Here is a 14,361-nt window from a genome sequence, read left to right as displayed (position 1 = left end):
ATAATAAAAAATAAAACACCAAAAATAAGGAGAAAAAATGGGAAACCAAATACCAAATGTCGAATTTATCGATAAAAAATTTACCGAGATTGGCGAGGGCAAAGCCCAAGTATCTATCGTGCTTGTGCCAAAAGAATCCAAAAAGGACGCCACAAAAAGCACCCAAAAAGATTCTGTCAAAAAATCTAAGCTGCCCAAACACGATTGGATAAATGCCAAAGCACTAGAATCTTTTGGCTATGATGGCACTTCGCCGTTTTTTTTACAAAGCCAAAAAACACTATATATCCCCATAGACACGCAAAAAAATGGCGATATAAGCGATGAGGACTTGCGCGAAGCTGGAGCGATAGCTATCCGCACTTTGAAGCACTACCCTTATGAGAGTGCAAAGGTAGGATTTTATGGTAGCAAAGAGAGAGCAAACAAAGATTTTGTGCTAGGTGCATTGCTTGGAGGATATAGCTTTAGTGAGTTTAAGTCCAAAAAGAAAGATAGCACCCTAAAGCACCTCATCATCTCAAGCGAGGGACTCAAAGGCGACAAACTTGATATAGCAAGTGCAGCGCGTGAGTGCAAAAAAACCAAGATTCTAGCAGAGAGCATAAATTTCGTGCGTGATTTGATAAACACTCCCCCACAAATCGCCACACCCAAATATCTCGCTACCAAATCTCAAGAAATCGCACAAAGTGCGGGAATCAAATGCAAAATCCTCACAAAAGAAGACCTAAAAAAAGAAAAAATGGGTGCGTTTTTAGCCGTATCTCGCGCTTCAAACAAATCCCCACGACTTATCCACCTAAGCTACACACCAAAAGACAGCTCCAAAAACCTCCCCAAAGTCGTGCTTGTCGGCAAGGGGCTTACTTATGATAGCGGTGGGCTTAGCCTAAAGCCAGCTGATTATATGACAACAATGAAAGCCGATAAAAGCGGTGCTTGCGCAGTGCTAGGTATCATAAATGTCATAGCTAAGCTAGGAGCGCAGGTGCAAGTCGAAGCGATACTAGGTGCAAGCGAAAATATGATAGGTGGAAATGCTTACAAACCCGATGATGTACTTATCTCGCGAGAGGGAGTAACTATCGAGGTAAAAAACACAGACGCAGAGGGAAGACTAGTCCTAGCAGATTGCCTAAGCTATGCCCAAGATTTAGAGCCTACCGTGCTTATAGATTTTGCCACACTCACAGGGGCTTGTGTGGTAGGGCTTGGCGAATACACAAGTGGGATAATGGGCTACAATGAAAAACTAAAAGAGGATTTTGAAAGTGCCGCACTACAAAGTGGAGAGCTAGTAGCAAGACTACCTTTCAACAGGCACATAGCCAAGCTCATAGAATCCAAAATCGCAGATGTAAACAACGCCGCCTCTTCGCGCTATGGAGGTGCGATAAGTGCGGGAATGTTTTTGGGCGAATTTATCCGTGAAAAATACAAAGACAAATGGCTACATATCGACATAGCTGGACCTGCATTTGTAGAAAAAGAGTGGGATATAAACCCCTATGGTGCAAGTGGCGCGGGTGTGCGTATGGGTGTGGAGTTTATCCTAGAGCACTACGCCACAAAATCTAAAAAACGCTAAAAGCTCAAAAAAGCCAAAATCTAGTAATGCACTTGCTAAATCCAACCCCAAAAGGAACTAAATGGGACTATCCATTGGAATCGTAGGGCTACCAAATGTAGGCAAATCCACCACATTCAACGCCCTCACAAAAGCACAAAACGCCCAAAGCGCGAACTACCCCTTTTGCACTATTGAGCCAAACAAAGCCATAGTTGAAGTGCCTGACTCGCGCCTAAACGAGCTAGCAAAAATCGTAAATCCACAGCGGATTTTGCACTCCCAAATCGAGTTTGTCGATATAGCTGGGCTTGTGCGCGGAGCGAGCAAGGGCGAGGGGCTTGGCAACCAATTTCTAGCAAACATAAAAGAAGCGGATATGATTTTACATATCGTGCGCTGCTTTGAGGACAGCGACATCACCCACATAGAAAACCGCATAGACCCGCTAGGCGACATAGAAATCATCGAGCTAGAGCTGATTTTGGCAGACATAGCCACACTGCTAAAGCGCGTAGCAAAGCTAGAGCGTGAGGCAAAAGCGAGCAAGGAAGCGGGGAAGATTCTGCAATGTGCAAAGAAACTTTTGGCACATTTAGAGACAAACTCGCCTGCTAGGAGCTTTGCAGACTTTACCACAAACGAGTGTGAATCTCTAAACAAAGAGTTGCGTTTCCTAAGTGCCAAAGAAGTCATATACGGTGCAAATGTCGATGAGAGTGGGCTAAGCGAGGATAGCGAGTATGTCAAAAAGGTGCGAGACTATGGCGCGAAGCAAGGCTTTGAGACGATAAAGCTATGCGCCAAAATCGAAGAGGAAATGGTGGGCTTAAGCGAGGAGGAGAGAGCGGAGTTTTTGTGCGATTTGGGCTGTGCGGAGTCTGGTCTAGAGCAGATTATCCGCACGGGCTTTAGCAAACTAGGGCTTATTAGCTACTTCACCGCTGGCGTGCAAGAAGTGCGCTCTTGGACGATAAAAAACGGGAGCAAAGCCCCGCAAGCCGCAGGGGTAATCCACAACGACTTTGAAAAAGGCTTTATCCGCGCGGAAACAATCGCTTATGAGGACTTCATCAAATACGGAGGCGAAGCAAAAGCAAAAGAAGCGGGAGCAATGCGAAGCGAAGGCAAAGACTACATTGTCCAAGACGGCGATGTGATGCACTTCCGCTTTAATGTGTGATATTTCGTTTTACGCGAAATTAGATTTAGCTTTGAAGCGCAAAAATTAGACTTGCTTGATAGTCTATTAAAGGGTGCTAGCAATGCCTGAATAAAGAATACTACCAATAAGAAATGAGGGCGACACTCCTAGCTATCACTCTTTCTTGTTAAATATTGAGCTTTCCCCAAATGTAAAATTATGGTGGAAAGGGCTTGTCTCTTTAAAAGCCCCTCCCCAAATGATAAAATTGTAGTGGAGTGGGGATTTTATTCTTTAAAAGCCCCCTCCCAAAATGATAAAATTGTGGCGGAGGGGGTTTGGGGGTGGGTAAGTTTTGCTTAAAAAAGTGTTTTCTTGCCACAAAAAAACAATCATCAGGTTTGGCACAAACCGAAGTATCTAAAATAGCTTATATTTACAAAACACATTTTTTGGATATTTCGCTTTTTGCAAAAGCTCAATATGACAAAAATAGAGTCTTTATAGATGTATAGCTTCACTTAAGTTATGATAATTTACTTTGCAAAGTTTTTTAAAAAAATTAGCCAATCCTACACCCCCAATCTTTTTTCCACTTTCTTAAAAAATCTCTCATATTTTCTAACAAATGATTTATGCTTGATAATGTCTTTGCAAAAGTTTATATCCTCTGCCACAAGTTTATCCGCTTCCTCATAGAGTTTTTCTAGTTTCAAAATATATGCCTCTTTTTCTCTAGCTAGATTTATCATTACTTCAGCTTTTTTCTCGGCTATGTTTAGAAATGCTTCATAAGCCTTATTGTCATATTCTATTTTGTGTTGATATTTTTCCATTTCTGTGCTGTATTTTTGAAGCATATTTACAAAATCTGTCGCTTTTTTAGTAAAGTTTTCATTAAGCGAAGAAGCTTTATCATTATACACTTGCCATTTGTTGTCCATCACTTGTCTTTTGGTATTTAGCTCAACAGCCTTGGATAGAAAGTTTTTGATTTCATCTTTTTCTTGTGGTAGAAGTTTTGATGTGTCTAGTGCCTTTTCTTTTTGCGTCAATGTATCTAGTCTAGCAAAGATTGATTTTACTTTATCATTCAAAGGTTTTGCTTCGTCAAATAATAAGTCAAACTCCTCATTTAATATTTTTTCTTTTTCGTTTAGTGTGCCAAACTTTTCATCACTTTCTTTTATCACTCTGCCTAGTGCATTACTTTTTTGGTTTAGCTTATCTCTCAGGGCATATTCTGGGTCGCTATTAAGCTTTTGCAAATGCTCTTGTTTGTTTAGTATCTGTTGCTGTTGTTGCATCTGAAACATTTGATTTTGAAATTGCATTTGTTGCTGCGTTTGTAACTGCTGATTTAGCATATTTTGTTCGTGCATTCTTTGAGCACCTCTTTCCAAAATCTCGCCAAAACTTGGCTGATTTCGTATCGTTACATTATGGTTATATGTCCCAAATGCAAAAGCAGTATCCACACATAGCGTAAACAACCCTACTGATAGAATTTGTGCCGCTCTTTTCATTTCTCTTGTCTCTTTCATCTTTTTCATTTGATTTGATTTTTTCATCGTTACTCCTTTTATGCGTTTTTTAGATTTTGGGATTTTTGTGTTTGTTAGCCTATTACCACCTTCTTCAAAAAGTATTGCAATCAGTTTCTAGCATTTTTACGGATTCTATGCAAAAGCGATACTACAAAAAAAAAAAAACAGAATACTAATGTGGGGAAGCGTGAGGGGATTTTGTGAGAATCTGTAAAATTGCGAGAATTTTGAAATGTTGTAGAGTTGGATTTTGTGGGGATTTTATATGGTTTGTTGTATTTTGCGTTTTTTAAAAAGCCCCCTCCCTTAAGCGGAGGGGGTTTGGGGGTGGGTATCCTTTGCGCTATCAAAAACACAAGTAGCCCAAAATCCCACAAAATAGCAAAATCACACCCAACCTCACACCAAAGACATAAAATATTTCAATAAAGAACTTTTGTTTATTTTATGGTTATACAATAAACACGCCTTTATTTTATAACTTTAACTTAGGAGAAAAACGATGGGAAAATACATCGAACTAAAAAAAGACAACTTTGAGCAAGTAACCAAAAGCGGTGTAGCTATGGTAGATTTTTGGGCACCTTGGTGCGGTCCTTGTCGTATGCTAGCACCCGTGATTGACGAGCTTGCGAGCGATTTTGAAGGAAAAGCAGCGATTTGCAAAGTCAATGTCGATGAAGAAAAAGCGATTTCAGAAGAATACGGCATAAGCAACATTCCTACGATATTTTTTATGAAAGACGGACAAGTAGTCGAGCAAATCGTAGGAGCACATAGCAAAGCCGTGCTTGCTAGCAAGATTGAAGCATTGCTATAATTTTCACGCCTTGCTTAGGGCTTATGCCCCTAGCAATGCGCACTAAATCTTTAACTAAATTTTCGGGGCTAGATTCTATGCTTTTTGGCTAGAATCTAGCTTTTTTTGTTTATGCCCAAAACCTTGTGGCATAGACAATGCTTAGCAAACAACGCATTTAATAACATATAATCACTAAAACATAATCAAAAGGAGAAAAAATGTTAAATGTAGCGATTATCGGCGGTGGTCCTGCGGGGCTTACTGCTGGATTATACACGACACGAGGCGGGATAAAAGATGTTGTCCTATTTGAAAAAGGTATGCCCGGTGGGCAAATCACAGGAAGTAGCGAGATAGAAAACTACCCCGGGGTAGCAGAGATAAAAAGCGGGCTAGACTTTATGGAGCCGTGGCAAGAGCAGTGCTTCCGCTTCGGGCTAAAGCGCGAAATGGCAGATGTGAGGCAAATCACAAAAGAGGGCGAACACTTCGTAATCCACTACGATGTGGATAGCAAAGTAGAAGCAAAAAGTGTGATTCTCGCCACAGGTGGACGCCCTAGAAAGATGGGCATAGCTGGCGAGGAGCAGTATTGGGGCAAGGGCATAAGCACTTGTGCGACTTGCGATGGGTTTTTTCACAAAGACAAAGAAGTAGTCGTAATCGGTGGTGGCGATACCGCACTAGAAGAAGCCATATACCTTACCAAAATGTGCTCCAAAGTAACGCTAGTGCATAGGCGAGATGAGTTTCGTGGCGCACCTATCACACTAGAGCACGCTAGGGCAAATCCCAAAATCGAGTTTCTTACCCCCTACGCACCCATAGAAGTCAAAGGCAATGACAAAAAAGCCACTTCTGTCGTGCTAGAAAACACCAAGACAAAAGAGCAAAAAGAAATAGAATTCTCTGGGCTTTTTATCTTTGTAGGCTATGAGGTAAACACTCAAGTGCTAAAGCAGGATAATGGCTCTATGCTTTGCGCAAGCGAGGATAATGGCTCTATCATCGTGGATTTGGCGATGAAAACAAATGTCAAAGGGCTTTTTGCCGCAGGAGATATACGCATAAACGCACCCAAGCAAGTAGTTTGCGCAGCAGGAGATGGCGCAGCTGCGGCACTTAGTGCGATAGCTTATCTTGACTCTTTGCACTAAGTTTTTGCACAAAATTTTGCATAAGATTTAGGGGAATATATGGCGGATAAATCACAAAGCACAAGAAAAATAAAAATTGGCTTGCTAGGTAGCACAGGTCGCGTAGGCAGGCTACTTATAGATGAGATTTTGGCTTGCGCTGAAGCGACTTTAAGCGTTATTTTTGTGCGTGAGAAGCTAGATTTCCCCCAGATTCTGCAAAATGGGCAAAATCTACAAAGCGAGCAAAATCCGCAAAACACGATAGTTACCAACGACTTAGACACTCTTATCAAGTCTTGCGAGGTTATTATAGATTTTAGCTCCAAGCAAGGCACAGCTTCACTGCTAAGCGCACTAAAAAGCGCGACTGATTCTAGCGAGTCCAAAAGCCCAGCTTGCGTCATCGGCACGACAGGATTAGACAAAGAGGATTTCGCGCTTATGGAGAGTTTGGGCAAGCGTGTGCCGATTCTCTATGCGGCAAATATGTCGCTAGGAGTGGCGACTTTGTGCAAAGTAGTAGAAGAAGTCGCACGCAAGCTACAAAGCGCAGATATAGAAATAAGCGAGATTCATCATCGCTTCAAAAAAGATGCTCCAAGCGGGACAGCCCTAGCCCTAGCCCACTCTTGTGCCAAAGGACGAGGAAGCAAATCCCAAAACTTCATTACCGATAGAGTATCAGCAGGTGCAAGACAATCTGGGCAAATAAGCATAACTTCCCTGCGCGGAGGCGATGTCGCAGGTAGGCACACGGTAGGATTCTACCTTGATGGCGAGTATTTAGAATTCACACACAACGCCACGAGCAGAGCGACATTTGCCAAAGGTGCGCTTGCCTGCGCTCTATGGCTCTCTAAGCAAAACCCAAAACTCTACTGCATAGATGATATGCTAGCAAACAATAGCTAAAGATTTTTCACGCTAGATTTTGCACAAAATTTACAAAAGCTACAATCCCACAAAACCCATACAAGAAAACCCACGCAAAACCTTTGACAACCCCAAATGAACCACGAAATCACAAAAACCGCTCTTATAAACGCCACTTCTATCTACTATGAATATCTCCAAAACCACAATCTAGGCTGCGAGCAACTACAAATACTTGGCATAAACATACAAGAAGCCATAATAAAATTTTTTATAAAAGCAAAATTTGTCAATACAGATTCCCTTATGCTTGATGTGTGCGGGAGATATACCCCACTTAGCGAGGAAGCGGGCTTTTGCGTGCTTTTTTATGATGAAAAAACGGGGATTTTGGCTATTGAGTGCTTAGATTTCGCCCTTTTAGAAAAGATAGAAAAACACAAAAATGACATAAAACTTTTTAGTGATTTGAAGTTTTTAATCCGCAATTTAGAAATGTTTTTTGAAAATGCAAAATCTTTTGCCCTGCCTACCAAAAAACCACTTCTTGCCAAAAATCCACCTCTTGCCAAAACCCAGCCACTTACCCAAAATCCACCACTTAATCAAAACACACCCTTTGCCCAAAATCCCCCTGCACCAAAGTCAAACTCTAGTCAAAGTCCAAGCACAGCACAAAATCGACACATTGAGATAGATTCTAGCTTCACTCCCAAAGACTACCTAAATGCCGAGCAAAAGTCCGCGCTTATGTGCGCCCTAAGCGAGCCATTTAGCTATATTTGGGGCGCACCGGGCAGTGGCAAAACCCAAGTCGTTCTCTTTGAAGCACTGCTTTACTACATTTACAATGACTTGCCCGTGTGCGTGCTAGCCCCGACAAACTCCGCCCTAGAGCAAGTGCTAATCGCGCTTATTAGCAAGTTTGACACACTAGGGCTAAATAGAGAAAAGATTTTGAGACTTGGCACACCTAGCAACACCTTTTTGGAGAAATACACCGAAGTGTGCGACCCACAAGTCTTGCAAAAAAAAGCAAAAGATTCTCTCTTTAGCTCCACCACTCCCAAAGCACGGCTAAAAGAAGCCCTACTCATCGGTATGACAATGGACGGATTTATCAAAAAACACACAAGTTTGGGTATAGATTTTTGCCATTTTTTCCTAGATGAGTGCGCTTTCACACCACTTATCAAAGCCCTAGTCCTCACCACCCAAAACACACCCATAACCCTGCTTGGCGACCACAAGCAGCTAATGCCAATCTGTGAGATGCCCACCTCACAGATAAAGGGGGATAAAATCTGGGCAAATCTTTTTAATCTCTCTTCGCTGTTTTTAGAAGACTTTTTCGCTCATAGCGCAGAGATAAGCGCACCCATCTTTAGCAAATCCCAATCTAGCCCGCTATGCTTTACCCAAAACAATAGCGCAAAAACCGCCTTTTGTATCCTGCGCCAAACCCACCGCTATGGCGACAATCTCGCCAAAATCTTGGACTCTCATATCTATCATAATGGCTTAAAAGGTAAGCAAGAAAACACGCAGATTTTCTACATAGATTGCCCAAATGCGATTATAGAGGATAAGCAAAATATCACAGAAGCCCGCGCTATCGCCACGCTTACAAAAGAGCTAGATAAGCAAAAATCTCCGTTTTTATCACAAATAGATTTTAGCGATTTTGCTATCATCACGCCCTTTATCAAGCAAAAAAAATTGCTAAGTGATTGTGGCGTGTCATATCGCCGTATTTGGACGATTCACGGCTCGCAAGGGCAGGAGTTTGACACTGTGATTTTCTCCCCTGTGATGCTTCATCATCACTTGACTGATTCTCGCAATACAAATGCTTGCTATGCCCTAAATGTCGCCATAAGTCGCATAAAAAAGCAGCTAATCATCGTGTGCGATAGGGCGTATTGGCTACGATTTAGAGGGCAGTTTTTAAGCGAGATTTTGGCAAATGCACTTCCATTTCCAAATCAAGCAAGCCCCACAATATCTCAAAATTCCCGCCCAAAAACTTCATCACAAAGCCACTTAAGCGAGCCTAAAAAACTCCCAAGCAAAGACATTGAAATCATCAAAATCTAAACGCCACTAGCACACTAAGCACAACTAGCACACCAACCCCCACTAGCGCGAAATCCTAGCACAAATCCCGTGTAAAACCTTATCACAAAACCTTAGCGCAAAAACCCTGCGCAAATCCTAGCACGCACTACTTACCACCAAATCCCCCCAATTAAGTCCCACTTTTTTTGCTTATTTCCACTACACTAGCCCAAAACCTCGACTTTTTCCACACCATAATAAAACGCCTTATATCGCTCCAAAAAATCATTATGCCTAGAAAAAGCGCGGTTTGTCTTTGTGTATGGGTTTTTGTCCCGCTTATGCGCCCCCTGCCCTTGATAGTCTTCTCTTAGGCTATATAGCGATTGTGCGGCGATGACTTTCTCTCCCTCGCTCATTCCCTCACTAGCACGCACAAATGCACTATACTCCTCATCACTCATTAGCTCCAAAATCTCCATTCCATAGGTTTCCCTCACAGCAGAGCCTGCAAAGTCCTGCTTTGGCAAGCTATCTTTTTGGATTTTCTCTAAAGTAGGTTTTTGGATTTTTTGTGGAGGTTTTGTTTTTTGGGTGGATTGTGCGGAGCTTTGGCTCGTGGATTTTTCGCCATTTTGGTTTTGCACATCACTTTGGCTTTGTATGTCATTTTGTGAGTTTTGCACTGCATTTTGCGTAGATAGAAGTGAGCTAATCGAAGTCTTGGGCAATCCATAATCAATACGCAAAACACACCTCCAAATAGATTTTTTATAGTTTATCAAAGTAGCAAAGCTAGCATAGCCAAAGAAGCGGATATACGCGCCTCTTAAGCCAAACTCTAAGCACAAATATGACGCAATCAAAAAGCAAAAACAAATCCAAAATCTAGCTAAAATCCAATCCCCATTTCAAGCATTCCTATCGCGTTTGTGAGTTCTGGCATACCTAGCCCCTCACTAGAGATTTTTGACGCACCTAGATTTTGGTATCTAAATATGATTTTTAGATAATACTCCATTTGCTCGCTATAAAAATAGCTAGCCCCCACACTCGCGCTATAAGCCTCCCCATTTAGCGAAAAAGCACTCAAAGCCGAGTCTTTCCCAAATCCATACCCGCCATAAAAAAGCCAATCATACCCCACGCTATATTGCAAAGCCACTCTTTTGCCAAGCGGGATTGCCCCATCTAGCTCCCCACCTATGTAGTGAAACAGATACGAGTAGCCACCGCTTCCCTTTTTGCGCGAAGTGTAGGCTTCAAATGTATAGGCTAGATTTAGGTAGAGGGGGATATTTTTGGTGGCGAGATTTACCCCCACTTTTGGGCGTATCTCGCCAAATAGCGCGACACCCTCCCTCACAAACTGCGGGGACAAAAGGCTAGGATTTTGCTTGCCTGCACCTAGCTTCGCGCTTAGGACGAATTGTGCGCGGTTGTTTTTGGTAGCGATGCCTCCCTCTAGATTTAGGTATCCTGCGTATATGTCGCTATGTGTCTGCTTTGTGCGGGATTCTTGCAAGTGGGTGTATTGTGCGCCTATGCCTACGCGCGTGTATTCTCTAGGGCAATCGCCCACACTACAAAAAGCCCCCATATACGCGCCCAAAAACGCACTTGAAGTGCTAAAAGCCATTTATTTTCCTTATGTTTAGATTTTATGAATTTTTGCAAATGCAAATCAAAATACGGATATTCAAAAACTCGGCATTATATCGGCAAAAGATAAATCCCAAATATTGATTACACCCTAAAGCCAAACAACTGCTGTGCTTGTAAGGAGGGATAGGGCTAGCTTGCGGGGGTTGCTTGGCTGCATAAGCCCCCTCTTTGCGGAGGGAGTAAGGGGTGGGTATCCCCCGTCATTGCGAGCAAATGCGTTAGCGTTTGCGTGGCAATCTATGCTTTTTCGTGGATTACTAAAAAACTTCGGTTTCGCCTTGTTTTACTAAAGAAACCAAAGGCTTTCTAAAGAAACTGCGCCCTGCTTGTTTTCTAAAGAAACTGCGCTTTGCGCTGTAAAAACTAAGCAATATCTACTAACAAAATCCATAAACACCAATACTTATCAATAAATCATATATTTTTGGCAAAAAAGTGGAAAAAATAGATAAAACTCGCGTAAAAAGCCACCGTTTTTTTTTTTTTGTCTTATTTTTAATTTTTATTTAAGCATAATTTTTTTACCATTCATTCACTTTTAATTTTTTATTTATCAAATGACTTGTATCACTGCATTATACGCGATACAAAAGGTATCGCAAAACATACTTTAAGGAAAAACAATGAAAAAGCAAACAAAACCTATGCGCGTAAGCACTCACGCGCATATACAAACCCCCTCACGCTTAAAACACGGCACTTCCGTCATTACTAAAGAAACTTTGGCTTCGCCTTGTTTTGCGAGCGAACGAAGTGAGCGTGGCAATCCAATCAGTTCCACCTCCCTTGTAGGTGGCGATTCCACTTATTCCCCCTCCCTTGCGGAGGGGGCTAGGGGGTGGGTAAATCCTACCCTTGAATCTCAAGCAAAGCTAGCAACTGCAAACGACAAAAAAGCAACTGCTAGCAATGCAAATTCTGCAAGTATTTCAAAAGCAGATTCTGCGCTAAGTGCAAAATCTGCAAAAAACACCCACCCCCAAACCCCCTCCGCAAGGGAGGGGGCTTTAAGAATGCCAAACTCTATCGTGCTAAGGGAGGGGGCTTTTAGAGTCGCACTCCACGCACACAATAACGAAAAATTAACACGCAATGACGAAAAATATTGTCATACTGAGCGAAGCGAAGTATCTCAAAAACAAAATAGAGATATTTCGCTCACGCTCAATATGACAACAAGAAAATCGCTCAATATGACAAAAAAAACCACCAACCCAAACCCCCGCAAGCTAGCCCTATCTATGCTTACGGCGAGCGCACTAGCAAGTGCTAGTCTAGAGCTAGCCATAGCTGGAGATTGTGTCATCTTGCAGCATAGCACTGTCGCTGGTGCTACAAGCAAAAGAGTAGAGTGCAGAGGCTCTTTTAGTGCTAGTGAGTTTCAGTCCAAGCTAGAGACAGCAGGGAAATCAGCACAAAGTGGGCTTTTTTTTATAGGCACTAGCGGTGGTGGCACTTCCATAGGAGCTGGTAGTGTGAGTATAAACTTAGGCAGTATAGGCACAGCACAACACGACTATTCATTTCAATTCTATGGCTTAAATGCACCAAACACGACTTTTACATTCACAGGCACTCATAATAAACCACTTGGAATCCTTATGCCTTATTCTGAAGCAGGGGGTAGCCACGGAGCAAATGGCTCAACACTCCTTGGGCTAACGCTTGATACAGATGTAAATTATAATAGCTATGGTGTGGCAAATGTCTATGGCAAAGCACTAGGCTTAAGCATACACGGAGGCACACAGATAGGTAGAGTAGATGAGAGGAGTGGAGAGTATCAAGGTGGGCTTACCATAAACTCTGGCAAGACAGTAAATGCTATGGCGATATATGGTGGATTTGCTGGGACAGATAGAAGCACCTTTGTAAGCAAAATCACAAATAACGGCACGATAGGAGAGCTAAATCTAGGGTGGAAAGAGTATGCAGAGGACTTCGCCTCTGTGCTAGGACTATATAATATCTCTGGCTCTGGCACTATCACTACTCTAAATGTCTATCAAGCCACACTAACCATAAATAGCAATCCATCTACTTGGAATAACCACACTCACTCTACAAACCTCTACCCCGAGCATATCTCTGCAAATACGATAACCACAGTAGGCGAAGTAGGACCTGGTGCGATAAGAATCAACATAGGCGAGGGAGTAACAGACGCAAACAACACTTACCTTTATGACAAACTAATCATAGATAGCACAGGCGGAAAGCAAATAGGCTCAACTACCAAAACCGACCTAAACTTCTCTCATCTATCCGCTGGGCTTGGCACTGCCCTGCACGATATGGGAAATGGATTTCGCGTAAGCCCTGATATAGCTACGAGCTATGGGGCTTCGCTATGGCGTATCATCACGATGAGCTATATGAGGAGGGCGGTGATGACCCAAAACGCGCTAGACTCACTGATGAAAAAGAACTTTAGAAGTGATTTGAGCAAATATGCTCAAAAAGACAAAGAGATATTTCTAAACCGCGCACGAAACCAAAGAGATGTAAATAATCCCGCTAGGCTAAATCGCTACTCCCCTGCTATGCGCAAGGCAATGAAGCAAGATAAAAGCACGAAGCGAAAATCTAGGACAGATAAGGCGTTTCTAGACTATGGTGGAAATAAAAACCACATAGCCTTTGTGCTACCTTATGCGGCACACTCCTATGCCGAGCTAGGTATAGCTAGTGCCACAGAGTGGGCGGGGGGAATGATAGGCGGCGTGCAAAGACAGCTAGGAGATGGCATACTAGGTGGCTATCTAGGCTATGAATACGCTTATGTCGATGCAGAGCTACTACGAAGCCAAGCTATCGTGCATAACAACTCTCTAAACATAGGCGCGACTTATTTCCAAAGCTTTGCTTTTGAGACAAAGCCACAAGAAGCATATATCAAGCTAAATGCAAGAGCTGGGCTAGATATGCCTATATTTGAAGCGCAAAGCCCACTGCCAAATATCAAATTTAAGCTAGAGACAAACACGTCTAACTCTGCTATACCGCTGATATGGAGTGCTGGGGCTTCATTGCGAAGCGGGATAAACTTCTATCAGCTAAAATACAATAGCTACATAGCTCCCGAGCTAGGAGTAAGCTATGATGTGCTAAGCCCACTAGATATGAAGCTACAAAAAGCAAAATACAAACTCGGTGGGAATGAATACTACCCTATGCAAATGTGGCATCTCCCTCAAGTCTCTGCAAGTGTGAAATACTACAAAGTATGGGGGAAAAGGTTTAAAATGAGTGCGATAGGAGGGCTACGCTACAATGTGCTAAATAAGCCCACAGGGGAGTTTAAAATCGGTGGGCTAGCTGGCACAGGGACAATCGCACTGCCCATCCTCTATGGCAATGTAGACTTAGACTTGATATGGACACTCAAGCAAAATCACGAGCTAAGTGCGGGGTATAACGGGCTTTTTTACTCAAATTTCAATGAATTTGGCAACGCAAGTGAAAATGATAGATTTCACGGCGTAAGCACGGCGTTTAATATGAAATATGTGTATTGGTTTGGTGGCAAGTCGTAGGTGTTTGGCTTGATTTTGGGGTTGATT

10 protein-coding genes are annotated in these 14,361 nt (G+C 42.6%); 7 read left to right on the top strand and 3 right to left on the bottom strand.

From position 1 onward, the window contains the following. Positions 1-37 precede the first annotated feature (37 nt). Together HMPREF2086_RS01875 and ychF are read left to right on the top strand one after the other, a co-directional pair. A complete protein-coding gene (locus HMPREF2086_RS01875) occupies positions 38-1,591 on the top strand; it encodes a leucyl aminopeptidase (protein ID WP_023927027.1) in 1,554 nt (517 codons plus the stop codon). Positions 1,592-1,652: 61 nt separating this feature from the next. After that, positions 1,653-2,753 (top strand): redox-regulated ATPase YchF, encoded by a 1,101-nt coding sequence (gene ychF / locus HMPREF2086_RS01870; protein ID WP_023927026.1) that lies wholly within the window; start codon positions 1,653-1,655, stop codon positions 2,751-2,753. A gap of 533 nt (positions 2,754-3,286) precedes the next feature. On the opposite strand, the gene HMPREF2086_RS01865 is transcribed toward ychF, so the two are convergent. Next, a complete protein-coding gene (locus tag HMPREF2086_RS01865) occupies positions 3,287-4,285 on the bottom strand; it encodes a hypothetical protein (protein WP_023927025.1) in 999 nt (332 codons plus the stop codon). A 478-nt stretch (positions 4,286-4,763) separates the two neighbouring features. On the opposite strand from HMPREF2086_RS01865, the gene trxA reads away from it, so the two are divergent. The 4 genes from trxA (at position 4,764) to HMPREF2086_RS01840 (ending at position 9,172) form a co-directional block, all read left to right on the top strand. Then, positions 4,764-5,081 (top strand): thioredoxin, encoded by a 318-nt coding sequence (trxA, locus tag HMPREF2086_RS01855; RefSeq protein WP_023927023.1) that lies wholly within the window; start codon positions 4,764-4,766, stop codon positions 5,079-5,081. Positions 5,082-5,281: 200 nt separating this feature from the next. Further along, positions 5,282-6,220: a thioredoxin-disulfide reductase gene (gene trxB / locus HMPREF2086_RS01850; RefSeq protein WP_023927022.1), complete on the top strand. Its 939-nt coding sequence runs from the start codon at positions 5,282-5,284 to the stop codon at positions 6,218-6,220. A gap of 39 nt (positions 6,221-6,259) precedes the next feature. Further along, complete coding sequence (gene dapB, locus HMPREF2086_RS01845; RefSeq protein WP_023927021.1) at positions 6,260-7,114, top strand: 4-hydroxy-tetrahydrodipicolinate reductase; 855 nt, start codon at positions 6,260-6,262, stop codon at positions 7,112-7,114. A 96-nt stretch (positions 7,115-7,210) separates the two neighbouring features. Then, on the top strand, positions 7,211-9,172 hold the full coding sequence (locus HMPREF2086_RS01840; protein WP_023927020.1) for an AAA domain-containing protein: 1,962 nt from the start codon (positions 7,211-7,213) through the stop codon (positions 9,170-9,172). Positions 9,173-9,357: 185 nt separating this feature from the next. Here the strand turns inward: HMPREF2086_RS01840 and HMPREF2086_RS10585 are convergent, their stop codons facing one another. Together HMPREF2086_RS10585 and HMPREF2086_RS10580 are read right to left on the bottom strand one after the other, a co-directional pair. Further along, the gene (locus HMPREF2086_RS10585; RefSeq protein WP_148374456.1) at positions 9,358-9,999 is read right to left on the bottom strand and encodes an HP1233 family protein; all 642 of its coding nucleotides are present in this window, start codon (positions 9,997-9,999) and stop codon (positions 9,358-9,360) included. A 26-nt stretch (positions 10,000-10,025) separates the two neighbouring features. Next, positions 10,026-10,772: a hypothetical protein gene (locus HMPREF2086_RS10580; protein ID WP_023927018.1), complete on the bottom strand. Its 747-nt coding sequence runs from the start codon at positions 10,770-10,772 to the stop codon at positions 10,026-10,028. A gap of 649 nt (positions 10,773-11,421) precedes the next feature. Here HMPREF2086_RS10580 and HMPREF2086_RS01825 point away from each other — a divergent pair. Continuing rightward, complete coding sequence (locus HMPREF2086_RS01825; protein WP_023927017.1) at positions 11,422-14,334, top strand: hypothetical protein; 2,913 nt, start codon at positions 11,422-11,424, stop codon at positions 14,332-14,334. Positions 14,335-14,361: the final 27 nt, after the last annotated feature.

Origin of the sequence: Helicobacter macacae MIT 99-5501, assembly GCF_000507845.1 — a bacterium.
Taxonomy (GTDB): Bacteria; Campylobacterota; Campylobacteria; order Campylobacterales; family Helicobacteraceae; genus Helicobacter_B; species Helicobacter_B macacae.
The sequence above is the reverse complement of the archived record's forward strand: the minus strand, read 5'-3'. Positions and strand labels throughout refer to the sequence as shown.

Excerpts from the sequence above, each read along its gene's own strand:
- HMPREF2086_RS01875 (WP_023927027.1), top strand. The coding sequence starts at position 38 with ATGGGAAACCAAATACCAAATGTCGAATTTATCGATAAAAAATTTACC.
- ychF (WP_023927026.1), top strand. The coding sequence starts at position 1,653 with ATGGGACTATCCATTGGAATCGTAGGGCTACCAAATGTAGGCAAATCC.
- HMPREF2086_RS01865 (WP_023927025.1), bottom strand. The coding sequence starts at position 4,285 with ATGAAAAAATCAAATCAAATGAAAAAGATGAAAGAGACAAGAGAAATG.
- trxA (WP_023927023.1), top strand. The coding sequence starts at position 4,764 with ATGGGAAAATACATCGAACTAAAAAAAGACAACTTTGAGCAAGTAACC.
- trxB (WP_023927022.1), top strand. The coding sequence starts at position 5,282 with ATGTTAAATGTAGCGATTATCGGCGGTGGTCCTGCGGGGCTTACTGCT.
- dapB (WP_023927021.1), top strand. The coding sequence starts at position 6,260 with ATGGCGGATAAATCACAAAGCACAAGAAAAATAAAAATTGGCTTGCTA.
- HMPREF2086_RS01840 (WP_023927020.1), top strand. The coding sequence starts at position 7,211 with ATGAACCACGAAATCACAAAAACCGCTCTTATAAACGCCACTTCTATC.
- HMPREF2086_RS10580 (WP_023927018.1), bottom strand. The coding sequence starts at position 10,772 with ATGGCTTTTAGCACTTCAAGTGCGTTTTTGGGCGCGTATATGGGGGCT.
- HMPREF2086_RS01825 (WP_023927017.1), top strand. The coding sequence starts at position 11,422 with ATGAAAAAGCAAACAAAACCTATGCGCGTAAGCACTCACGCGCATATA.